General features: G+C 70.8%; 17 protein-coding genes and 1 pseudogene. 12 read left to right on the top strand and 6 right to left on the bottom strand.

Annotation, left to right across the window (positions count from 1 at the left end):
* Nucleotides 1–72 precede the first annotated feature (72 nt).
* The 3 genes and pseudogenes from ACZ7IB_RS12595 to ACZ7IB_RS12585 all read left to right on the top strand — a co-directional run.
* A pseudogene (locus tag ACZ7IB_RS12595) lies at nt 73–287 on the top strand (acyl-CoA dehydrogenase family protein); the annotation flags it as partial.
* Between the two features lie 257 nt (nt 288–544).
* Nucleotides 545–1,372 (top strand): ATP-grasp domain-containing protein, encoded by an 828-nt coding sequence (locus ACZ7IB_RS12590; RefSeq protein ID WP_470912030.1) that lies wholly within the window; start codon nt 545–547, stop codon nt 1,370–1,372.
* A 58-nt stretch (nt 1,373–1,430) separates the two neighbouring features.
* The gene (locus ACZ7IB_RS12585) at nt 1,431–3,506 is read left to right on the top strand and encodes an MDR family MFS transporter (RefSeq protein ID WP_470912028.1); all 2,076 of its coding nucleotides are present in this window, start codon (nt 1,431–1,433) and stop codon (nt 3,504–3,506) included.
* A 26-nt stretch (nt 3,507–3,532) separates the two neighbouring features.
* On the opposite strand, the gene ACZ7IB_RS12580 is transcribed toward ACZ7IB_RS12585, so the two are convergent.
* Nucleotides 3,533–3,982, bottom strand: coding sequence for a YchJ family protein (locus ACZ7IB_RS12580; protein WP_470912026.1), 450 nt, complete (start codon nt 3,980–3,982; stop codon nt 3,533–3,535).
* Nucleotides 3,983–4,012: 30 nt separating this feature from the next.
* Nucleotides 4,013–4,978: a GlxA family transcriptional regulator gene (locus tag ACZ7IB_RS12575; protein WP_470912024.1), complete on the bottom strand. Its 966-nt coding sequence runs from the start codon at nt 4,976–4,978 to the stop codon at nt 4,013–4,015.
* 52 nt (nt 4,979–5,030) lie between these two features.
* Here ACZ7IB_RS12575 and ACZ7IB_RS12570 point away from each other — a divergent pair, with 52 nt between their 5' ends.
* The gene (locus ACZ7IB_RS12570) at nt 5,031–5,447 is read left to right on the top strand and encodes a cupin domain-containing protein (protein ID WP_470912021.1); all 417 of its coding nucleotides are present in this window, start codon (nt 5,031–5,033) and stop codon (nt 5,445–5,447) included.
* A 59-nt stretch (nt 5,448–5,506) separates the two neighbouring features.
* Nucleotides 5,507–6,994, top strand: a complete 1,488-nt coding sequence (locus tag ACZ7IB_RS12565; protein WP_470912016.1) for a membrane-associated oxidoreductase — start codon at nt 5,507–5,509, stop codon at nt 6,992–6,994.
* A gap of 18 nt (nt 6,995–7,012) precedes the next feature.
* Here ACZ7IB_RS12565 and ACZ7IB_RS12560 read toward each other — a convergent pair whose 3' ends face one another.
* The 3 genes from ACZ7IB_RS12560 to ACZ7IB_RS12550 all read right to left on the bottom strand — a co-directional run bounded on the left by ACZ7IB_RS12560 (nt 7,013) and on the right by ACZ7IB_RS12550 (nt 8,992).
* The gene (locus ACZ7IB_RS12560; RefSeq protein ID WP_470912012.1) at nt 7,013–7,822 is read right to left on the bottom strand and encodes an SAM-dependent methyltransferase; all 810 of its coding nucleotides are present in this window, start codon (nt 7,820–7,822) and stop codon (nt 7,013–7,015) included.
* Nucleotides 7,823–7,895: 73 nt separating this feature from the next.
* Nucleotides 7,896–8,132: a DUF397 domain-containing protein gene (locus ACZ7IB_RS12555; protein ID WP_093896218.1), complete on the bottom strand. Its 237-nt coding sequence runs from the start codon at nt 8,130–8,132 to the stop codon at nt 7,896–7,898.
* Nucleotides 8,132–8,992, bottom strand: a complete 861-nt coding sequence (locus ACZ7IB_RS12550; protein ID WP_327271674.1) for a helix-turn-helix domain-containing protein — start codon at nt 8,990–8,992, stop codon at nt 8,132–8,134. The genes ACZ7IB_RS12555 and ACZ7IB_RS12550 overlap by 1 nt, the downstream gene beginning before the upstream one ends.
* A 207-nt stretch (nt 8,993–9,199) precedes the next feature.
* Here ACZ7IB_RS12550 and ACZ7IB_RS12545 point away from each other — a divergent pair, with 207 nt between their 5' ends.
* From ACZ7IB_RS12545 to ACZ7IB_RS12515, 7 genes are all read left to right on the top strand, one after another.
* Nucleotides 9,200–9,658, top strand: a complete 459-nt coding sequence (locus ACZ7IB_RS12545; protein ID WP_470912003.1) for an ATP-binding protein — start codon at nt 9,200–9,202, stop codon at nt 9,656–9,658.
* Nucleotides 9,652–10,092: a hypothetical protein gene (locus ACZ7IB_RS12540; RefSeq protein ID WP_470911999.1), complete on the top strand. Its 441-nt coding sequence runs from the start codon at nt 9,652–9,654 to the stop codon at nt 10,090–10,092. The genes ACZ7IB_RS12545 and ACZ7IB_RS12540 overlap by 7 nt, the downstream gene beginning before the upstream one ends.
* 270 nt (nt 10,093–10,362) lie before the next feature.
* Complete coding sequence (locus tag ACZ7IB_RS12535; RefSeq protein WP_470911996.1) at nt 10,363–14,016, top strand: DUF4132 domain-containing protein; 3,654 nt, start codon at nt 10,363–10,365, stop codon at nt 14,014–14,016.
* Entirely contained in the window at nt 14,013–15,149 is a 1,137-nt protein-coding gene (locus tag ACZ7IB_RS12530; RefSeq protein WP_470911993.1) for an ATP-binding protein, read from the top strand. Before ACZ7IB_RS12535 ends, ACZ7IB_RS12530 begins: the two co-directional genes overlap by 4 nt.
* Entirely contained in the window at nt 15,149–17,509 is a 2,361-nt protein-coding gene (locus tag ACZ7IB_RS12525) for a DUF5682 family protein (protein WP_470911990.1), read from the top strand. Before ACZ7IB_RS12530 ends, ACZ7IB_RS12525 begins: the two co-directional genes overlap by 1 nt.
* Nucleotides 17,506–18,699: a VWA domain-containing protein gene (locus tag ACZ7IB_RS12520; protein ID WP_470911988.1), complete on the top strand. Its 1,194-nt coding sequence runs from the start codon at nt 17,506–17,508 to the stop codon at nt 18,697–18,699. Before ACZ7IB_RS12525 ends, ACZ7IB_RS12520 begins: the two co-directional genes overlap by 4 nt.
* Nucleotides 18,696–20,723 (top strand): hypothetical protein, encoded by a 2,028-nt coding sequence (locus ACZ7IB_RS12515; protein ID WP_470911986.1) that lies wholly within the window; start codon nt 18,696–18,698, stop codon nt 20,721–20,723. Before ACZ7IB_RS12520 ends, ACZ7IB_RS12515 begins: the two co-directional genes overlap by 4 nt.
* On the opposite strand, the gene ACZ7IB_RS12510 is transcribed toward ACZ7IB_RS12515, so the two are convergent.
* Nucleotides 20,720–22,066 carry a 6-phospho-beta-glucosidase gene (locus tag ACZ7IB_RS12510; RefSeq protein WP_470911982.1) on the bottom strand — a complete coding sequence of 449 codons (1,347 nt, stop codon included), beginning with the start codon at nt 22,064–22,066 and terminating at the stop codon, nt 20,720–20,722. The genes ACZ7IB_RS12515 and ACZ7IB_RS12510 overlap by 4 nt on opposite strands.
* Nucleotides 22,067–22,225: the final 159 nt, after the last annotated feature.

Genomic DNA, 22,225 nt, shown 5'->3' with positions numbered 1-22,225 from the left:
TTCGCCGCCCAGGCTGGCCCGTGCCCGCGAGGGTACGAACGCCAAAGGGCAGGCGGCGATGGCGACCTTCGAGGTCAGGGCTCCATGTCCAAGCTGCGCGCGGGCGAACTGGCCGTGTCCGCAACGGAGAAGGCCATCCAGATCCTGGGCGGCGCCGGATACAGCAGGGAGCATCCCGTCGAGCGGATGTACCGCGACGCCGAGATCTACACGATCTTCGAGGGGACGAGCGAGATCCAGCGGCTGGTGATCGGGCGCGGGCGATCTCCGGGCGCCACATTCGCTGATCGCTCCTGCATGGATGCCGGGGCGCGCCCGTTCGCGCGCCCCGGCATCTCCGGCTGATCGCGCCCCTTGTGGCCGCATCCGGGTCACCGCCCGGATTGGGATCGGCCGCGGCCGGCGTGAGAATGTCGGGCAGTGGCGGCGATTGCGATGCGGTCTACTCGTTCGGGGCGGACCTCATCACCTCCGGGTCCGTGCCGGGCAACGCCCTCGACGTCATTGATCCGCCGTCCGCCGACACACCTCATGGGGGAACGCCATGCCCGCCGGCCCGCGCCCGTCCGTCCTCTTCGTCACCGACCTCGCCTACGAGGCCCGCGGTCGCCGCTACTGCGACGAGGACATCTATCTGACGTCGCGGCTGCGCGAGGAATTCGATGTCGCGCTCTGTCACCCCCGGGACGCCGCCGCGCTGCTCGACGGTTTCGACGCGGTCGTCGTACGCAACAGTGGTCCGGTGCTGCACTACCGGGAGGCGTACGACGCGTTCTGCGCGCGGGCGCGGGAGCTGGGCGTGCGCGTCTACAACCCGCTGCACGGCCGCGGGGACATGGCGGGCAAGCAGTATCTGGTCGATCTGAGCCGAGCCGGATACCCGGTGATCCCCACGGTGGACCGGGCGGCGGATCTGGGACTGCTGCCCGCGGCCGCGGAGTATGCGGTCAAGCCGAAGCTGGGGGCGGACTCGGTCGGGCTGCGGTTCATACGGGAGGCCGCGCTGCCGGAGAGCGAAGACGGCACGTTGCTCGTCCAGCCGCGGGTCGACTTCCGTTACGAGGTGTCGTTCTACTTCATCGACCACGACTTCCAGTACGCGCTGTACGCACCGCATCCGGAGCAGCGGTGGGTACTGGAGCCGTACGAGCCGAGCGCGGCGGATCTGGAGTTCGCCCGGAGTTTCGTGGAGTGGAACAGTCTCGGCCATGGCATCCAGCGGGTCGACGCCTGCCGGACCGCGGCGGGCGAGCTGCTGCTCGTCGAGTTGGAGGACCTCAATCCGTATCTCTCGCTGGACCGGGTGGCGGAGCCGGTGCGGGAGGCGTTCGTGACCCGTATGAAGGCTTCCGTACGGGATCTGCTGGCCTGATGCCACGTCCGGCCGTCCCCCACATGCGGGAGACGGGGGCCGGTGTGAGGGTGCAAGCGTGACTACTGCCAGCGAGACCGCCCCCGCCGCGCAGAGTGCCGCCGCGCCACCCGTACTCGATCCGCGCCGCAGGAACATCGTCTTCGCAACGATCGTGCTGGGGATCCTGCTGGCCGCCCTGGACCAGACGATCGTCGGCACCGCACTGCCGACGATCGTCTCGGATCTCGGCGGCGCCGCGCATATGTCCTGGGTGGTCACCGCGTATCTGCTCGCCGAGACGGTGGCGACGGTCCTGGTCGGCAAGTTCGGCGACCTGTTCGGCCGGAAGATCATCTTCCAGCTGTCCGCGATCATCTTCATCACCGGCTCGTTCCTGTGCGGTCTCGCGACCAATATGACGCTGCTGATCATCTGGCGCGGACTGCAGGGCATCGGCGCGGGCGGGCTGATGGTCACCTCGATGGCGCTGATCGCCGATGTGATCCCCCTGCGCGAGCGCGGCAAGTACCAGGGTGCGCTGGGTGCGGTCTTCGGGGTGTCGACGGTGATCGGGCCGCTGCTGGGCGGGCTCTTCACCGACCATCTGAGCTGGCGCTGGGCGTTCTACGTCAATGTGCCGATCGCGATCGTGGTGGTCATCGCCGCCGCCCGGACCCTCCCGTCGGTGAAGGCAGCCGGGCGGCCCGTGATCGACTATCTGGGCATCACGATGGTCACGGTCGGCGCGAGCGCACTGATCCTGGCGACCAGCTGGGGCGGCAATGAGTACGCATGGGGATCGCCCGTCATCATCGGTCTCTTCGCGGGCGGCGCCGTGGCACTGGCGCTCTTCTGCCTCGTGGAGTTCCGGGCCCGGGAACCGATGCTGCCAATGCGGCTGTTCCGGAATCCGGTGTTCACCGTCTGCTCGATCCTGAGCTTCATCGTGGGCTTCGCGATGCTCGGCGCGATGATCTTCCTGCCGACGTATCTCCAGTACGTGGACGGCGACTCGGCGACCCTGTCGGGCGTTCGGACACTGCCCATGGTCATCGGGCTGCTCGTCGCCTCGATCTTCAGCGGCAATGTGGTCTCCAGGACGGGCCAGTACCGGATCTTTCCCATCGTGGGCTCGCTGATCATGGCGGTCGGGCTGTTTCTGCTCTCCCGGATGGGCCCGGAGAGCGGAGTGTGGCTGGAATCGCTCTACATGCTGGTGCTCGGGGTCGGCATCGGCCTGTGCATGCAGGTACTCACCATCGCAGTGCAGAACACGGTCGACTACTCGGATCTGGGTACGGCGACGTCGGGCGTGACGTTCTTCCGCACGCTCGGCAGCTCCTTCGGTACTGCGGTCTTCGGCACGATCTACGCCAATGCGCTGAAGCCGAATCTGACCGACGGCGTCGCGGCGGCGGCCCGGGCGGGCGGCGACCCCGCAGTGCTGGCGAAGGCCGCGCGGAGCCCGCACGGACTGCACGGTCTGCCCGCCGCGCAGTCCGCGCCACTGGCCCGGGCATACGCCGACACACTGCACACCGTGTTCCTGTGGACGGTGCCGGTCGCGGTCCTGGGGTTCGTCGTGGCGCTCTTCCTGAAGCAGGTGAAGCTGCGCGACACGGCGCGGGTCGGCTCGACGGACATGGGCGAGGGATTCGCCCAGCCCGGCGCCGGCGACTCGGCCAAGCTCCTGGAATTCTCCGTGGCCAAGATCCTGCACGGAGCGGGTGGGGACACGGCACGGCGGATCGTCGCGGAGTCGGACACCCGGCTGGACATGGCAGGGGCCTGGGCGGTGATGCAGGTCGAGCTGTTCACCCGGATGGTCGGTCATGCGGGGCTGAACCTGATCGCGGCCCGGCACCGGGTCCCGCCTGAGGTGCTGGTGCCGGTCTTCGACCGGATGATCGAAGAGGGCTTTCTCACCGGCGACGGTCATCTGTTCATGCATACGGCCGCCGGGAGCCGGGAGGCCGCGGCGATCAACGACGCGTGGGCGCGGTGGCTCAATGAGCGCCTGGACGAGAGCGGGGCACGCCCGGACGACCGGCAGCTGCGGGCGGCAGTGGATGTGATCGCCAAGCAGTTGCTGGCGGAGGACCTGGCGCAGGAGCTCTCGCCGGAGAAGCCGCGGGTGGAGGCCGCCATCTGAACTGGCCCGGTCACCGCGCGGCCGGATCAGTCGACGAAGACCGCCGTCGAGTACACCCAGGCGCCCTCGGACCGGACGAAGCGGCTCTTCTCATGGAGCGAGTCCGGCCGCCCGTTGTCGGTGTAGTGCGCGCGGAAGGTAACCGTTCCTGTGGTGTGGAACGCGCTGCCGTCCGTCGTCTCCAGGATCTCCAGGCGCACCCACCGCATCCCGGGATCGAAGTCGACGGCGGGCGGCCGGGTGTCGGGGTGCCAGGTGCGGAGCAGATACGCCTCGTCCCGGACGACGAATGCGGCGTACCGGGAGCGCATCAGCGCCTCGCAGGTCGGCGCTGCGACGGTCCCGGCGTGCAGGCGGCCGCAGCAGTCCGCGTAGGTGGCAGGCAGGCCGCACGGGCACGGCGACTCCGCGGTGATCGCGGGCGTCCGCGTTTTGGCGGTGGCGGACCGCTTCGGTCGTGTGGTGCGTCGTGACATGCGTCCATTGTCACCTGCGGCCCGGCCGGTTCAGCCGGCCGGGGTGAAGCGGCGACGGTACTCGCTGGGGGTCAGTCCGGTGCGGCGGCGGAGCTGGGTCCGCAGATTCGTCGCCGTACCGAGTCCGCTGGTGCGGGCGACCACGTCGAGGCGCTCCTCGCCGCGCTCCATCAGCCGGCAGGCGAGGGTGATCCGGCGTTCGGTCAGCCAGCCGAGCGGGGTCGTGCCGAGCTGGGCGCGGAAGCGGCGGTGCAGTGTGGCCGGGCTCACGGCGGCGCGGGCGGCTAGGCCGGTCACGGTGAGGTCCGTGCCGAGGTGTTCCTCGGCCCAGGCGAGGAGCGGGCCGAGCGAGGTGTCGGGGACGTCGGGCAGGGGGTGCTCGACGAACTGGCGCTGGCCGCCGTCGCGGTGGACCGCGAAGACCAGACGGCGGCTCACAGCGGCCGCGATCTCCGCGCCGTGGTCACAGCGGATGATGTGGAGACCGGTGTCCAGGGCGGCGGCGCTGCCGGCTGCGGTGATCACCCGGCCGTCGTCGACGAACAGCACATCGGGGTCGAGGTGGACCTGCGGGTGGCGGGCGGTGAAGGCGTCGGCCCAGCGCCAGTGGGTGGTGGCCCGTCGGCCGTCCAGCACTCCGGCGGCGGCCAGCGTGAACGTACCCGTACAGAAGCTGACCAGCCTGGCTCTCCGGGCGTCCGCGCGTCTGATCGCGTCGAGGACGGCCGGATCGGGTTCGGTCTCCGGGTCGGGGCGGTTCGGCACGATGACGGTGTCGGCGCGGTCCACGGCATCGAGCCCGGCGATGCCGGAGAGCTGGAAGAGACCCTGGTGCATGCGCACGGTCGGGGTCTCGGCGCACAGCTCGAATTCGTACCAGGGCACGGGCAGCTCGGGACGGCGCAGCCCGAAGAGTTCGGTGGCCACGCCCATCTCGAAGGGGTTGGAGCCGGTCGAGACGATCATTGCGACCCGGTGCGAGGATTCTTGCGCCATATGCGATTCCTAGCACTCACGGGGGCCCGGGCCAAGGCCGAGGATGGGGATCATGAGCAATGACACGACGAAGACCACGCCCGGCCCCATCCTGCTGAGCGATGCACTGAAGACGTTCGAGGCCCTGTGGAGCCCGCGGATCGTGGCCCGCGTCAACGACTACGACGTGCGGATCTCCAAGGTCCGCGGTGAGCATGTGTGGCACGTCCATGAGCACACCGACGAGTTCTTTCTCGTGCTCGACGGCACGCTGGACATCCAGTTGCGCCAGACGGACGGGGAGAGGACCGTCGCCCTCGCGCGTGGCGCGGTGTTCGTCGTTCCGCGCGGGACCTGGCACAAGCCGTCCGCCGCCGACGGGGCCTCGGTCCTGTTCTTCGAGCCGTCCGGTACCCCGTCGGTGGGCGACCGGCACGACGAGGTCCCCGGCCATGTGGATGTGACGATCGGCCATGCCCTGGGGAGCTGAACGCGGCGGTGACCCGGCGGGGTTGACACCGTGACGGGCCGCGGGTCAGAGTCCCGCCGATGGAGATCACCGAGCTGACCCCCGCCGAACGCCGCGTATGGGATGCCTTCCCGCGCGGCGTTCCCGTCGACTTCCGTACGGGCGTGGAGGCCGAGGACAACCCGGATACCGGGGCCGGCTGGGGGCCGGAGCGCACGGTACGCGGGGAGGTGCTGCGGGCCATGCTGATCAGTGGCCGGCAGGAGGACGGCGAGGTGGCCGCGTTACGTGTGATGGGTGCACGCATCTCGGGCTTCCTGAACGTGCGGTACGCGACGGCCGAGTACGCGGTGCTGCTGGCCGGCTGTCACTTCGAACAGGCGCCGAATCTGTACGGGGCTCAGCTGCGCCAGCTCAACCTCAGCAATTCGGTACTCCCGGGCCTGGCCGCCGCCACCGTCCGGATCGACGGCGTACTGAGGCTCACGGACTGCCGGATCTCCGGCCCGGTCCGGCTCGGCGGTGCGAAGATCACTCAGGCGTTGTTCCTCGACCGCACCCGGATCGGGGTGAACGCCGACGGTTCGACGGCGGACAATGACGAAGCGGTCCTCCAGCTCAATCATGTGATCGCCGGGGACGACATGTGGCTGCCGGCACTCGTCGTGCACGGCGAGTGCCAACTCGACGGTGCCGCCGTCACCGGGCAGGTCCTGCTGAACGACGCCGAGCTGCTGAATCCGGGGGCGAGCGCCCTCCAGGCGGAGACGCTCACGGTCGGCACCGATGTCCACGCGATGCGGATCCGGGTCGAGGGGCGGACCAATGTACGCGGCAGCCGGATACCGGGGCAGCTCAACTTCGCGTACGCACGGCTTTCGAACCCCGGGGGTGTCGCCGTGCGTGCCAGCAGTTGCACGGTCGGCGAGCTGTGGCTCCGCGAGGCGGCCCAGATCGAGGGAAGGGTGAATCTGCGCCGCGCGCAGATCGATCTCATCCACGCCGACCCGGTGGTCTGGCCGCGCGATGTCCGCCTCGACGGGCTGACGTACACCGCTCTGCTCCCCCATCTGCCCGCCGAGCAACGGCTGCCACTGCTCGGGCGCGAGGAGGAAGGATACGTTCCGTACGCGTACGAGCAGTTGGCGGCGGCGTACCGGCGGATCGGTGACGACGACGCGGCACGCACCGTGCTGCTCGCCAAACAGCGCACCCACCGCGCCACCCTGCCGGGATACGCGAGGGTGTGGGGGTATCTGCAGGACGTCACCGTGGGGTACGGCTTCCGGCCGGTGCGGGCGGCGGCCTGGCTGTTCTCGCTGCTGCTCATCGGGTCGCTGGTGTACGGACTGCACCGTCCGCCACCGCTGAAGGCCGGTGAGGCCCCGCCGTTCAGTGCGTTCTTCTACACCCTGGATCTGCTGCTGCCGATCATCGACTTCGGGCAGGAGAAGGCGTTCAACCCGCAGGGCTGGTACCAGTACCTGTCGTATCTGCTGATCGCGGCCGGGTGGCTGCTCGCGACGACGATCGCCGCGGGCATCACCCGGTCGGTCAGCCGTCAGTGACGGCGCGGGGCCGGGCGGTCAGGCCTTGCGGGCTACGCCGGCGTAGCCCGGGATCGGCTCGTCGCCGGGGACGTCGATGGCCTCGCCGAGCTCCGGATGCCAGTCCGCGGAGAGCGTGACACCCGGCTCGACGAGTTCGAGTCCGTCGAAGAACGTGGTGAATTCGGCGTGGGAACGCAGGCGCAGTGTCATCCCGCGAGCCTTGTACATGGCGGATGCCTGCGCCGCACCCTCGGGGTCGAAGTCCCCGGTGGTGTGCGAGAGAACCAGGTAACTGCCGGAGGGGAGCCGCTCGGCCAGGCGGTCGACGAGTTCGGCCGCACCGTCCTCGTCGTCCAGGAAGTGCAGCAGGGCGAGCAGCGACAGCGCGATCGGCTTGTCGAAGTCGAGGACCTTGCCGGCCTGCTCCAGGATGACTTCCGGCTTGCGGGCGTCGGCCTGGATGTACTCGGTGGCGCCCTGTGGGGTGGAGCGCAGCAGGGCCGCCGCGTGCGCGAGGACGATCGGGTCGTTGTCGCAGTAGACGATGCGCGCGTCCGGGGCGGTCCGCTGGGCGATCTGGTGGAGGTTCGGCTCGGTGGGGATGCCGGTGCCGATGTCGAGAAACTGGCGGACGCCGTTCTCGGCCAGCCACCGGGTGGCCCGGTGCATGAAGGCCCGGTTGACCCGGGCCATGTCGCGCCCTCTGGCGTCGAGGGCCAGCAGCTGCTGGGCCATCTGCTCGTCGACCGGGTAGTTGTCCTTGCCGCCGAGGAACCAGTCGTACATCCGGGCGGGATGCGGCTTGCTGGTGTCGATCTCGATGGCTTGGGGTTCGTGCCCGGTCATAGCGCGCTCCATGGGTCCGTAGGTCGGCGAACAACAAGGGTGTGGGGCGGGGAGGGACTCCGGCGCTGCGGATTCAGGTGAGAAGGAAGTCCGCCTGGCCGGACTTGGCTCCCTGGATGAAGGCGGCGATCTCACGGTGGGAGTAGATCAGGGCGGGGCCGTCGGGATCGGCGGACTGGCGCACGGCGACTCTGCCGTCCGACAGCTTCATGGCTTCGACGCAATTGCCTCCGTTCCCACCGCTCCACGGCTTGTACCAGCCCTCGGAGCCGAGTTCGGCGGCCGGCATGCCGTTGTATATGGGTTCCATCACAGCTCCTTGCGGAAGTCCCGGAGGATTTCCTTCGTGCGTTGTGCAGTTGCGGCCTGAGCCGCCATGCGGTCCATGACTTCGAGGTAGGAGGCCACCTCGGGGCGCGCGTCGAAGTAGACGGCTCCGGTCAGGTACTCGCTGTAAACCATGTCGGGGAGTTCAGGGACGCCGAAGCGGAAGAGGACGAAGGGGCCGTAGGTGCCCGGATGGTGACCGGTCGAGAATTCCGCGATCTGCAGCGTCACATGCGGCATCTCGGTCGCTTCGAGCAACCGGTCGATCTGTCCGCGCATGGCGTCGACGCTGCCGACGGGACGGCGCAGCACCGTCTCGTCCATCACCACCCACAGCTTCGGGGAGTCCGGCCTGGTCAGCAGGGACTGACGCTCCATCCGCAGCGCCACATGGCGCTCGATGTCCTCGGGCCTGGTCTGGCCGACGGCTCCGGTGCGCATCACCGAGCGCGCGTAGTCCTCGGTCTGCAGCAGTCCGGGGACGAAGTGCGGCTCGTACATGCGCAGGAGGCTCGCGGCGCCCTCCAGGCTGACGTACATACTGAACCAGTCGGGCAGCACATCGTGGAAGCGCTGCCACCAGCCGGGTTTATTGGCCTCCTCGGCGAGCTCCACGAAGGCGTCGGCCTCGTCGTCGGCGATCCCGTACGCCTTCAGCAGCAGCTGGACGTAGGGGATCTTGAGAGCGACCTCGGCGGTCTCCATCCTGCGTATCGTCGCAGGTGCGACCCGCAGCACCTTGGCAGCCTGGTCACGGCTCAGGCCGACACGCTCCCGCAGATCCTGCAGGCGTTTGCCGAGAACGACCTGACCCACGGTCGGGGCGGACCGCGGTTCGCTCACTTCAGACCTCCCGATGCGCTGTTTGCCAGCAGTGTGCCATGCGCAGGCCGTCCAAGACAGAACCACTCTGAAATTTTCAGAGTGCCCCTTGCCAAGTGTTCTCGACAGGGGGAGAGTTGGTGAGTGAACCAGTTCACGAAGTCACGGCCGCCCTCATTTGCGTGGGACCGCGGAGTGTGACGCAGCCCCCACTGTGAGGAATCGGTTGTGGCACCTGGCAGCGCGCTTATCCCCCGGCTCATGGATCTCCGACCCGGGACGGAAGCGCTCCGGTACTGCTTCGCACTGCCTGCGCGCCCCGAGTCGGTGGCCGGTGCACGGCGGCTGACGAGGGCTCGGCTCGACGAGTGGCGGCTGGACGAGGAAACGCACGAGGCGGCGATCCTGATCGTCTCGGAACTGGTCACCAACGCGGTGGTGCACACCGAGAGCACTCGCGTCGTGTGCGAACTGCACTGCCTCGACAGACGGCTTCGCATAGCCGTACAGGACCAAGGACACCAGCCCGACGGGCCGCAGCTGTGCCGCACCGCCGATGACGAGCACGGACGCGGCTTGCTGCTCGTCGACGCGATGAGCAGCTCCTGGGGTTCCCGCGACGCGGGCAACGGCTCCGGCCGCATCGTCTGGGCAGAACTGCCGCACGGCTCGGAGCGGTCATGCTGAAGAACGCAATGTCCCACCTGCTCGGAGCACGCCGCTCCCGTGAGCCCCGGCGAGCCGTCGCCACGGGCACAGTGCAGTTGCCGCTGCCCCCCGCGCTGTCGGCGAGCCTGGGCTGCGACGCGGTGGGGGTGCCGTCCCGGTACGGCTTCCGGCTCATGTCTCATCTGCCACGCACCGGTTGCGTCTTCGCGGACGCCGACCGCTGGTGGTGGATCGTGCCTGCGGGCTCCGACCTCGATCTGGACTGGCCCGCGCAGGCCGCCTACGCGAAAGGGGCCCGCGTTCCAGCAGTACGGCCCCGACTGATCCACCAGCCCGACAACCGCACGCCGTACACCCCGCCCATCCCGCTCTTCCTGATGGTGTGCCAGGTCACCGGTGTGACGCCGTCGTGGGCACCGTCCGGCGGCGCACGCGCCGTCTCCGCTCCCTGACGCAGCCGGGAGAGGGATCTGGCGGGCTCGCTCGGCGATGAGCTGGAACGGCTCGGGAGTGCGGCGGTCGACGAGGTTGAGCGGCTGGTCCCGGGACTTCCATTTACTCGCTCCGTACACAGGGAAGAGCTCTCACACAGCGGTTGACCTGCTGTTTTACTCACCGGACGCCCCGGTCACGCTGCGTTGTCAGTGGTCCGTTCTACTGTGGCACCACTGATCGAAAAGCCCGCGGCAGGCGGGTTGTCCGGGTGTGAAGGGGGCGGGACTGTGCGCCGCTGGGAGTACGTCGAGGGCAGTGCCTCGAAGTTCTGGGAGACCGAGGCCGAGGGTGCCGTGGTGACGGTGCGCTACGGGCGGTGTGGGAGCGACGGGCGTACGCAGACGAAGGAGTACGCGTCGGCGGAGGCCGCGTCGGCGCAGGTCCGCAAGACGATCGCGGAGAAGGAGAAGAAGGGGTACCGCGAGGTGGGGGCGTCGGCTGCGGGAGCCGCAACGGCAACAGGAACTGCCGCGGCGACGGCGACTGCGACCGCGCCGGGCGCGGTTCCCGGAGCGGACACTCTTGCGCTTCCCGAAGCGGACGCTCTTGCTCTGCCCGACGAGGACACCTTCATTCTTCCCGCCAACTGGCGGCGGACGCTCCACCCCCGGCGCGGCGGCGTGCACCGAGTGCCCGGCAAGGCGCGGAAGGAAGCGCTCGACAAGGTGGAGACCCGGATCGTCGAAGAGGCGTCCTGGATCAAGGAGTTCGTGGACGCGCCACGTTCGGATGCCGGGCTGGCCGACCATCTGCGGTCGCATGCCGCCGGAAGCCCCTCGCCGGTCGGAGCGGCCGTACTGGCCTCGGTCGTCCAACTTCCCGTGCCCGACTCCGCGTGGGCGGACCACTGGTCCGAGCGCTACGGTCTGCCGTTCGCCGCACGGGCCGCGGTCGAGCTGTTCTCGGTCGACGCCGACTGGCACCAGAGCGGCCTCCGGCGGGGCGAGCCCCGGCTGGAGGCGCTCGCAGGCCCGCGCCACGCGTACTGGGCGAGGGATCGCCGCTTGCCGATGGACCGGGTCCGTGCGCTGCTCGCCGTGGCCGCCGAGGAGACCTACCGGGAGACGGTCGAGGTGCTGGCCGGGTGCCGCACCGATTCCCTGCGCAAGATCATCGTCTCCTATCTGGTACCGAGTGAGGCCGGCTGGGTCGACGACCTCTGCACGGACCCCGAAGTGAGCGGGGAGCGGGACCACACCCTGCGCGCCATGGTGTTCAGCTCGCTGAACTCGGCCGACCAGGTGGCGCGGTTCCCCCACCGGCCGGACTTCACCGACAGCGTCGCGTTCATCGCGACGGTCGCCGAGGGCATCGGACCGGCTATCGCTCCCCTGCTGGCCGACTCCCTCAACGGCAACCACTACTACTCCGACGGCGTGAAGCTCGCCGCCAACTCCCTGGCCGAGCTCCCCACCGACGAGGCCTTCCTCGCCCTGCTGGCCCATGCGGACTCGAAGCACGTCCGCCCCGCTCTCCTCGACGCCATGCGCCACTATCCGGTACGTGCGGTGCGGCTGCTGGCCGCCGAGGCACGCGGCACCTCGGCCGCGTCGTCCAGCCGGACGCTGCAACTGCTGCGCGGTCATATCGGCGCCCACCACGAACTGGTCTCGCTCGCACTCGAGGAACTGGGCGCCGAGGTCGTCGAGATCGTCGAACCGCTGCTCAACCCTGCGGACCTGATCGCCGACGCACCCGTGGACGCCCTGCCGACCGTACTGACGGCGCCGCCGTGGTCCCGGCCCCGCACCCATGCCAAGGCCGCGGTGGTGACGGGACTGACCGCGGTGTCCGAGCCCTCGCTGGAGTGGCTGCCCGAGGAGCAGGCGGCTTGGGCGGCCAGCTCCTCCTGGTACACGGCCAGGCACAGCAACGGCGACTGGGAGAAGGACACCGCCACCCTGTACCACGACTTGGCCGTGGGCGATCTGCGGCCGGCCTGGGTCTTCGTCCACGGGCCCGAGGAACTGGTCGCCCCGCTGCTCGCCACCTGGGATCCGACCGACCTGTGGGACGGCGAGGACACCCTCAAGCCGATCGCCGCCCGCTTCGGCCTCGCAGCGCTGCCACTGCTGCTGCGCGCCGTGCCCCGGCAGCCCGGTGCGCTCGCCACGCTGCTGCTTCCGTTCGTCGATGCGCAGGTCGCCCGGCACATGGCGGACTGGGCGGCACGGCTCAAGTCCACTGCGGCGACCGCCCGTTCCTGGTTCACCCGGCACGGCGTCGCGGCCGCCCCGCTCCTGGTGCCGGACGCCGTGGGCAAGGCGGGCGCCGCACGGCGCGCCGCCGAACAGGCGCTGGCGCTGATCGCCACGGTGCACGGCGACACCGTGGTGCGCGATGCCGCCCGGGCGTACGGCACGCAGACGGTTGCCGCGGTGGAGGCGCTGCTGGCCGCGGACCCGCTGGAGCGGGCGCTACCGGCCAAGATGCCCGCGCTTCCGGGCTGGGCGGAGCCGTCGCTGCTGCCCCAGATCACGGTCCGGTCCGGCGGTGCGCTGCCGGTGCAGTCGGTGCGCCACGCTCTGACGATGCTGGCGCTGTCGAAGCCCGGCGAGGTGTACCCGGGGGTCGCTTCGCTCGTCGAGACGGCCGATGCCGCTTCACTCGCCGAGTTCGCATGGGCCCTGTTCGAGCAGTGGCAGCTGGCCAATCTGCCCGCGAAGGAGTCGTGGGCGCTACACGCGCTCGGACTGCTGGGCGACGACGAGACGGTCCGCCGGCTCACACCGGTCATCCGGTCCTGGCCCGGTGAGGGCGCGCACCACCGGGCGGTGGAGGGCCTCGATGTGCTGGCGTCCATCGGCACCGATGTCGCACTCCTGCATCTGCACGGCATCTCGCAGCGGGTGAAGTTCAAGGCGCTGAAGGCACGCGCCCAGGAGAAGATCGCCGAGGTCGCCGCGGGGCTCGGGCTGACTGGGGAACAGCTCTCCGACCGTCTGGTGCCGGACTTCGGTCTGGACGCGGACGGTTCGACGGTCGTCGACTACGGCACCCGTTCGTTCACGGTCGGCTTCGACGAGCAGTTGCGGCCCTATGTGCTGGACGGTGACGGCAAGCGCCGCAAGGATCTGCCGCAGCCGGGCGCCCGGGACGACGCGGAGCTCGCCCCGGCGGAGCGCAAGCGGTTCATGGCGCTCAAGAAGGACGTCCGGACGATCGCCTCCGACCAGGTGCGCCGGCTCGAGGCCGCGATGGTGTCCGGGCGTTCCTGGACGACCCAGGAGTTCCAGGAGCTGTTCGTCGGCCATCCGTTGCTGTGGCATCTGGTACGCCGACTGGTGTGGCTGAGCGAGACGGACGGCGGGGTGCGCACGGCGTTCCGGGTCGCGGAGGACCGTACGTTCGCGGACGCGGAGGACGATGTCTTCGTCCTGGCCGACGACGCGACCGTGCGGCTCGCGCACCCGCTGCACCTCGGGAAGGAACTGACCACCTGGTCCGAGGTGTTCGCCGACTACGAGATCCTTCAGCCGTTCGCGCAGCTCGGGCGCACCGTGTTCGCGCTGTCCGAGGAGGAGAGGTCGGGTTACCGGCTCACCAGGTTCGAGGGACTCAAGGTGCCGACCGGGAAAATCCTGGGGCTGGAGCGGCGCGGCTGGGAGCGCGGGGCGCCGCAGGACGCCGGAGTGGAGCGCTGGATCTCCAAGCGGCTGACCGACGACTGCTACCTGGTGATCGCGCTGTACGAGGGCATCGCGGTCGGGGTGGTCGACATGTTCCCCGACCAGATCCTCGAAACGGTCTGGCTCGACAGCCAGCCCAATGATCACTGGGACAGTCGCAGCCACCTGCTCCGATTCGCCGACCTGGACGCGGTGACCGTGTCCGAACTCCTCGGCGACCTGATGGAACTCACCGAGGGCGTCGCATCATGACCATACGGAACGAGACGCGCCTGGAGACACCGGACGGCGGTCCGGCTCCGGTGCAGCGGCCACCGGCAGAGGTGCGGTACGCCGAGGAGCTGGCCGCGCTGCGGGCCGGCGACCGTGATCCGCGGCCGCCGGGCTGGGAGTTGAGCCTGCGTGCTGCGCGCCGCTTCGTCATCGGTGACGCGGACACGGGTATCAGCCGGAAGTTCGTCGGCAATCCCTCATTGGTGGACCGGGCACTGGTGACGCTGGCGACAAGCCGTGGGCTGATGCTGGTCGGGGAGCCGGGTACCGCCAAGTCGCTGCTCTCCGAGCTGATCGCGGCCGCGGTCAGCGGGGACTCGACGCTGACGGTTCAGGGTGGCGCGGCCACCACCGAGGACCAGATCAAGTACGGCTGGAATTACGCGCTGCTGGTCGCCGAGGGGCCCTCCCCCCGCTCGCTGGTTCCGGCTCCGATGCTGCGTGGCATGGCGGAGGGCAGGCTCGTGCGGTTCGAGGAGATCACCCGCTGTCCGCTGGAGGTGCAGGACTCGCTGTTGTCGCTGCTCTCCGAGCGGGTGGTGGCGATCCCCGAGCTGACAGGGCCGGACGGCATGGTCTTCGCCCGGCAGGGCTTCAATGTCATCGCGACGGCCAACACCAGGGATCGGGGCGTCAACGAGATGAGTGCGGCGCTCAAGCGGCGGTTCAACTTCGAGACGGTGTTCCCGATCCCCGACCTGGACACCGAACTGGCGCTCGTCGAGGCGGAGGTGACCACTCTTCTGCGGCGTTCGGGAGTGGAGCCGCCGCCGGACCGGGATGTGCTGGAGGTCCTGGTCGGTACGTTCCGGGAGCTGCGTGCGGGGGCCGGCGGGAAGGGCGGACCCGGTGGGGGCCCGGACCGTCCTTCGGCGGTGATGAGTACCGCGGAGGCCGTCTCGGTCGCCCATGCCGTGGGCGTGCGCGGCTGGTTCCTGCGCGGCGAGCCGGGCAGTGCCGCCGACGTGGTGGCGTGTCTGGCGGGGACGGCGGCGAAGGACAGCCCGGAGGACCTGGCCCGGCTGCGCCGCTATCTGGAGCAGCAGGTGCCGCGCCGTCGCAGCCCGACGTGGCAGGCCCTGTACGACGCACGCCATCTGCTGGCCGACTGATGTCCGCGGTGTTCCTGGGGGTGCGTCACCACTCCCCCGCCTGCGCACGGCTCGTCGCGCGGACCATCGAGGAGCTTCGGCCCGCCCAGGTGCTGATCGAGGGTCCCGCCGAGATGAACGGACGGCTGGACGAGCTGTTGCTCGGGCATGAGCTACCGGTCGCGGTGTTCAGCCACTACCGCGACGGGCGGCGGTCCGCGACGTCCTGGGCGCCGCTCTGCGACTACTCACCCGAGTGGGTCGCGCTGCGGGCGGGGCGGGTAGCCGGGGCGCAGGTCCGTTTCATCGATCTGCCGGCCTGGCACCCGGCGTTCGCCGAGCGCACCAACCGCTATGCCGATGCGGAGGTCCGCTATGCGGAGGCGATGAAGCGGCTGTGCCGGCAATTCGCGGTGGACTCCTCGGACGCCTTGTGGGACCGCCTGTTCGAGGTCGAGCCCGACGACGGTCTCGCCGAACGGCTCGACGCGTACTTCGCGCTGGTACGCGGGGACGCGGAAGCCGATGCCGGCGACCGGGCGCGCGAAACGTACATGGCGGCGTGGGTCCGGGCGGCGGTCGCCAAGGCCGGGGACCGGCCGGTGCTGGTGGTGACCGGCGGCTTCCACCAGCCCGCGCTCCGGGCGCTCACCGGATGCGGCGGGGAGAGCGATGCCGGCTGCGACGGCTGGGAACGGGGCGCGGACGGGTGGCCGGTGGTACCCGCCCCGCCGGACGGGGCCATGGCCGGGAGTTTCCTCGTGCCGTACTCCTTCCGGCAGTTGGACGCCTTTGCCGGGTACCAGTCGGGGATGCCGTCTCCCGGCTACTACCAGCAGGTGTGGGAGGCGGGCCCCGAAGCCGCGGCGGACGGCTTGCTGCGCGTGGTCGTCAAGCGGCTGCGGGCGCGCAGATTCCCGGTCTCCACCGCCGATCTGATCGCCGCGCGCAGTCTGGCCCAGGGGCTCACGGCGCTGCGCGGCCATCCGCGCCCCGCCAGGATCGATGTGCTGGACGGTCTCGCGGGCGCCCTGATCACGGACGACCTGGACCGCCCGCTCCCGTGGACGAGCCGGGGCACGCTGACGACGGGGGCCCATCCTGCGGTCGTCGAGATGGTGGCGGCCTGCAGCGGCGACCGTACCGGGCAACTCCATCCCGGCACTCCGGCGCCGCCACTGGTTCACGATGTGGCGGCGCAGCTGGCCGGGCTGGCACTCGACGGCGGCCCCGAGGCCTCGTACCGCCTCGATCTCATGGACGCCACCGATCTGGAGCGCAGCCGGGTGTTGCACCGGCTGCGGGTGCTGGGGATTCCCGGTCACGGGCGGACGGCCGGTCCCGAGCACGGAATCGACCCGGTCTTCACCGAACGCTGGGAGGCGCGGTCCGTCTCGGGGCGCGAGGCCGCGCTGGTGGAAGCGGGGGCCTACGGCGCGACCCTGTCGGAGGCGGCGGCGGCCACGCTCACCGAGCGCACGCGGGACGCCGCGGCCGAGGCCGATGACCTGGCCCGGGCGCTGTTCGACGCCGTGCTGTGCGGGATGGACGGGTTCTCCGAGCAGTTGCTCACTGACCTGGCCTCAGGCGTAGGTGAGTTGAAGGATGCCGGATCGCTCGGAGACATACTCTCCACGGCCCTGGGGCTGTGGCGGCACGACCGGGTGTTCGGGGTGGCGCACGGTCCGCTGCTCGCCGCTGTGATCGACGGGGCGACGGGTCGGCTGCTGTGGCTTCTGGAGGGGGCGCGCGGTGCGTCGGGGGTGGACTTCCCTCGTCTGCGGGCCGTGGTCGCGGTGCGCGACGCCCTGCTGCACGCGCCGGAGTTGCTCTCCGTCCCGCGGGAGGCGGCGGCCGCGATCGCGTGGCGGGTCAGCGGCGATCCGGAGGCACCGATCGATCTGCGTGGGGCCGCGTTCGGACTGCACCGGGCCCTGGCGCAGGCCCCGGACACCTCCGGGGACCCGGCCGAGGCGGTACGTACGATCGTGACGGCCGGTACTGATGCGCTCGGCGACTGGCTGGCCGGACTGTTCGCGCTCGCCCGCGACGAGGTGACGGGCGCGGTGCGGAACGAGGGCGGGGACGAGCGCGGCGGTGGCGCGGAGTCGCTGATCGATGTGCTGGACAGCCTGGTCTGCGCGTTGCCCGACAACGAATTCCTGTCGGGTCTGCCCGCTCTGCGTCAGGCCTTCGCATTCTTCCCGCCACGCGAACGCGACCGGATCGCCGGTCGCCTGTTGGAACGGCGCGGGGTGCGCGGCTCGTCGCGTTCCCTGCTGCGGACCACCGAGGACCCGCTGCTGATCGCCCGGGCCCGCTCCCTGGAGGAGTCCGTGTCCCGACTGCTGGCCCGCTATGAACTGGGAGCCACGCCATGACCACGCCCGAACACGTAGCCGGCCGGGCACCCACGCCCGGGGAAGGAGCCGACACGGCTCCCGACGCCGGGCTGGAACGCTGGCGGCTGGTCCTCGGTTCCGCCGCCGAACGGCACACCGGACCGCTGGGGCCGGGCAACGCCGGCCGGGATGCCGCACTCGACTGGCTCTACGGCCGCGACCCCGACCTCGCCAGACGCGGTGTGCGCCGCTCCGGCACCACCCCCCGCCAGGGAGGTGACGGCCCGTCCGCCGTGACCGCGGTCGACTGGCTCGACGACGTCCACCGGCTCTTCCCGAAGGAGACCATCGAGCGCCTGGAGCGGGACGCCGTCGAACGGTACGGCATCCAGGAGATCGTCACCGACCCCGCGGTGCTGGAGCGGGTCGAGCCGAGCCCCACCCTGCTGCGGGCCGTGCTGCGCACCAAGCATCTGATGAACCCGCAGGTGCTGCGACTGGCCCGGCGCATCGTCGAGTCGGTGGTGAAGCAGCTCCTGGCCAAGCTCCGGCCCGAGATCCGCCGGGCGTTCCACGGCACCCGCTCCCGTAAACCCAGCCGGGTGCCGATGGCGAGGGACTTCGACTTCCGGCAGACCGTCCGGGCCAACCTCGCCCACTACCAGCCGGCCGAGCGGCGTCTTCTGATCGAGCGCGCCCACTTCCATTCCCGTACCCAACGCCATGTGACGCAGTGGCAACTGATCCTGCTGGTCGACCAGTCGGGCTCGATGGCCGGATCGGTGATCCACTCGGCGGTGACCGCCGCGTGTCTGTGGGGCCTGCCCGGCCTCAAGACGCACCTCGTCGCCTTCGACACCCAGGTGGTGGACCTGACCTCCGATATGACCGACCCGGTGGAGCTGCTGATGCGGGTCCAGCTGGGCGGCGGCACGGACATCGCGCGGGCCGTGGAGTACGGCGCGGGTCTGGTGGAGAATCCGCGGCGCACGATCGTCGCGCTGATCACCGACTTCTACGAGGGTGGCGACCCCTACCGGCTGCTGCGCACGGTGCGGGCGCTGGTGGAGCAGGGCAGCACCGTGCTGGGGCTGGCCGCGCTCGACGAGGACGCCAACCCCGAGTACGACCGTGAGCTGGCCGGACGGCTCGCCGCGGCCGGGGCACACATAGGGGCGATGACACCGGGCCGCCTCGCCGAGTTCGTCGCCGAGAGGCTGGGCCGATGACCGACACAACGAGCGGCGCCGTCGCCGCACGCCCCGATCTGCTCGCCCTCACTGCGGACACGCTCGCGGCACTGGCCAACCGCGGCCTGGTCAAACGGGCCACGAAGGAGCTGGACGCGGGCACGGTGCCCGCTCTCACGACCGACCCGGACACCACGGTACGAGCCCGCTTCGACGACGGCACCACCACGGCGCTGCCGCCCGGCACGGGTCTGGATGACGGTAACTGCAGCTGCGCCGCACCAGGCGTGTGCCGCCACCTCATCGCCCTGGTGCTGGCCTATCAGCGCGGGTCCGAGGCCGGGACGGACAACGCCCCCGCCCCCGTGACCGACTGGTCCCCCGGCAGCACCGACGACACGGCCCTGACCGAAGCCGTCGGCGCCCGTCCGCTCGCCGCGGCCCGCCGCGCCTTCGAGCGGGGTTACGCCGCCCTTGTGCACCGCCCGTCCCCGGACCATCCCGAGCCCCGGGTCGAACTCCCCACCTGCACGGTGCGGTTCCCGGTCCCCGGCGAGATCGCGTACGCGCTGACGGACGCGGCAGCCGTGCTGCGCGGCGAGATGGTGGCGCTCGCGGTATGGGCGTACCGGGCCGCCGACGCAGCGGGGACCGACGAGCGGTCCGTCCCCGTCCAGGTCGGCGGACGCGCCACCGCCCCGCCCACGGCCGGGCCCGCGCTCGACGCGGCCGTCGAGCTGGCGAGTGAGCTGCTGAAGGAGGGCGTCGCCCATGTCGGACCGGTCCACGTCGGAGCCCTGGCACGGGCCGGTGCCGGTCTGACCGCCGAGTCACTGCACTGGCCCGCGGGTGCGCTCGCCGAGTTGGCGGACCAGCTCACGGCGTACGCCGACCGCAACGCCCACTACCGCCCGGAGCTGGTCGCCGCCCTGCTCACCGAGTTGTACGCCCGTAGGCGGGCCGCCGCACTCCCCGGCGTACTGGGTACCCGCGAGGCCGGGGACACCCCGCTGCGCCGGGTCCGGCTCACCTCGCTCGGCTGCCGTGTCCACGGCACACCGCAGTCCCTGATCTGCGAGGTGTATTTCGCTCACCCCGGCGCGGGCACCGTCCTCGTCCTGCGAAAGACCTGGACGGCTGCCGAGGGCAAGGAGCTCACCGGCCAACTGCTGTCCACCCGCCGCGTCCTCGCCACCCCGCTGAGCTCACTGGCCACCGGAAGCCTGGTCAGCGAGAGCGTGCGGCGCACGCCGAGCCGCGCGCTGACGATCTCCCGGGGCCGGCTGGGCACGACGACCATCACGCCCGTCGGCGCCGCCTGGACGGAGCTTCCGGAGCCGTTGCTCGTACGGGACCTGTCCGCGCTGACGGCGGGCTGGGAGGGCAGGCCGCCCCGGCTGATCCGGCCGCGGATCGAGGCGGAGGCAGTCCATGTCGTCGCCCTGTCACAGGTGGAGAGCGTCGGTTACGACCCCGCCGAGCAGCGCCTCGAAGCTGTCGTGCGTGATGCCTCGGGGACCCCTGTGCTGGTGACGTCGGGCTACCGGCCGGAGTGCCCCGGTGCGTTGGACGCCCTGGCCGACGCGCTGGAGGGCGGCGCCACGCACGTCAGTGGTTCGGTGCATCGCTCCGGCGGTGCAATCCGGATCGATCCGATCGCGGTGCTCACCCCGGCAGGGGTGGTCGTGCCGGATCTCGCGCCCGGTGACGGTTCCACGGCGTTGGCAGCGGCGGTGCACCGTCCGTCCGATCCGCTGACGGCGGTGCTGAACGAGGCGATATCCGCCATGTCGGCGGTGCCGCACAGCGGACTGCGCCATCTGAACAGCCCCGCCCGTTCCCGTATCGACGAGGCGGCAACCGTGCTGTCACGCACCGGTCTGACCCGTGCCGCGACCCTGCTGCGCGCCTTCCTCGACGCTCTGGACGACGGGGCCGCGCCGAACGAGGAGGGCCTCGCCGCCCGCTCCGATGCGTGGCTGGAGGCCCAGCTCCATCTCCTGGTCAGCAGCGAGCTCCGGTCCTCCCAACCGGAGTTCGTGGCCGCGTCGGCACCCGCCTAGGGCCGGTTCAGATAGGCGAGCCCGGAATGGGCCTTCGTGTACCCGTCGAGGAGTCGTCCGGCCACGGTCACCGAGTCGACCAGCGGGTGCAGCGCGAAGGCCTTCACGGCGGTGGCGCGTGAGCCGCTTTCCGCCGCGTCCAGTATCGCGCGCTCGACGGCCTTGACCGCAGTGACCAGTCCGACGGCGTGGTACGGAAGCGGGTCGACGGCGACGGGACGGGCTCCGTTCGCGTCGACCAGGCACGGCACCTCGATGACGGCATCCGCGTCGAGCACGGAAAGCGTCGTACGGTTGCGGACGTTGAGGATGAGCGAGGTCCGTTCATTGCGGGCGACGGCCCGCATGAGGGCGAGCGCCACCTTCTCGTAGCCGCCCGACTCCAGATCGCTCTCGTCCCGCTCGCCGACCCCGGCGACCTCCCGGTTCTCCGACATATAGGTGGCTTCGCGTTCGGCGCGGGTGCGGTCCCAGGCCGGCAGTGCGGAGGCGGCCGGGTCCTTCACCCGGGCGTAGAAGCCCTCCTGCTGCTCACGGAGAAAGGCGCCCCGGGTCTGCTCGGCGTCCCGGTAGGCGCGTACGGCTTCCCGGTTGAAGTAGTAGTAGTGCAGATACTCGTTGGGGATGGCGCCCAGAGACTGCAGCCAGTCGACGCCGAAGAGTCTGCCTTCCTCGAAGGAACCGAGAAGTTCCGGGTCCGCCAGCAGCCGCGGGAGTTCGTCGCGGCCGTCGACATGCAGTGCGCGGACCCAGCCGAGATGGTTGAGGCCGACGTAGTCGATCCGGGCCCGGTCGGGGTCGGCGCCGAGCACCCGGGCGATTCGGCGGCCGAGGCCGACCGGGGAATCACAGATGCCGATGACCCGGTCGCCCAGGTGACGGGACATGGCCTCGGTGACCAGGCCGGCCGGGTTGGTGAAGTTGATGACCCAGGCGTTCGGGGCGAGCCGCGCGATGCGTTGCGCGAGGTCGACGGCGACGGGCACGGTGCGCAGCCCGTACGCGATGCCGCCCGCCCCGACCGTCTCCTGGCCGAGTACGCCTTCGTCGAGGGCTACCCGTTCGTCGGCGGCCCGTCCTTCGAGGCCGCCGACGCGGATCGCCGAAAAGACGAAGTCGGCGCCGCTCAGCGCCTCGTCGAGCTCGGTGGTGGCGGTGACGGCGGGCGCGTCCGGGACGTTCGCGGCCTGTTCGCCGAGCACCCGGGCGATGGCGGTGAGCCGGTCGGCGTCGGTGTCGTAGAGGGTGACCGCGGTCACGCGGCCCTCGGCGTGATCGGCGAGCAGCGCCCCGTACACGAGTGGAACCCGGAATCCGCCGCCGCCCAGAATTGTCAGCTTCACGCTTCCGCATGGTACGTGGGCGGGCCCGGACGGGGCCCGGGCGACTCCGGACAGCCGCCCTCCACCGGCGCCGACAGCACCCGGCCCGGGGGGGGGGGGGGGGGGGGGGGGGGGGGGGGGGGGGGGGGGGGGGTGGTGGGGGGGGGCGGGGGGGGCGGG

Source organism: Streptomyces sp. NPDC037301 (assembly GCF_055602785.1).
This window is presented reverse-complemented; position numbering and strand designations above follow the sequence as displayed.

Excerpts from the sequence above, each read along its gene's own strand:
- ACZ7IB_RS12590 (WP_470912030.1), top strand. The coding sequence starts at position 545 with ATGCCCGCCGGCCCGCGCCCGTCCGTCCTCTTCGTCACCGACCTCGCC.
- ACZ7IB_RS12580 (WP_470912026.1), bottom strand. The coding sequence starts at position 3,982 with ATGTCACGACGCACCACACGACCGAAGCGGTCCGCCACCGCCAAAACG.
- ACZ7IB_RS12575 (WP_470912024.1), bottom strand. The coding sequence starts at position 4,978 with ATGGCGCAAGAATCCTCGCACCGGGTCGCAATGATCGTCTCGACCGGC.
- ACZ7IB_RS12570 (WP_470912021.1), top strand. The coding sequence starts at position 5,031 with ATGAGCAATGACACGACGAAGACCACGCCCGGCCCCATCCTGCTGAGC.
- ACZ7IB_RS12565 (WP_470912016.1), top strand. The coding sequence starts at position 5,507 with ATGGAGATCACCGAGCTGACCCCCGCCGAACGCCGCGTATGGGATGCC.
- ACZ7IB_RS12560 (WP_470912012.1), bottom strand. The coding sequence starts at position 7,822 with ATGACCGGGCACGAACCCCAAGCCATCGAGATCGACACCAGCAAGCCG.
- ACZ7IB_RS12555 (WP_093896218.1), bottom strand. The coding sequence starts at position 8,132 with ATGGAACCCATATACAACGGCATGCCGGCCGCCGAACTCGGCTCCGAG.
- ACZ7IB_RS12540 (WP_470911999.1), top strand. The coding sequence starts at position 9,652 with ATGCTGAAGAACGCAATGTCCCACCTGCTCGGAGCACGCCGCTCCCGT.
- ACZ7IB_RS12530 (WP_470911993.1), top strand. The coding sequence starts at position 14,013 with ATGACCATACGGAACGAGACGCGCCTGGAGACACCGGACGGCGGTCCG.
- ACZ7IB_RS12525 (WP_470911990.1), top strand. The coding sequence starts at position 15,149 with ATGTCCGCGGTGTTCCTGGGGGTGCGTCACCACTCCCCCGCCTGCGCA.
- ACZ7IB_RS12520 (WP_470911988.1), top strand. The coding sequence starts at position 17,506 with ATGACCACGCCCGAACACGTAGCCGGCCGGGCACCCACGCCCGGGGAA.
- ACZ7IB_RS12515 (WP_470911986.1), top strand. The coding sequence starts at position 18,696 with ATGACCGACACAACGAGCGGCGCCGTCGCCGCACGCCCCGATCTGCTC.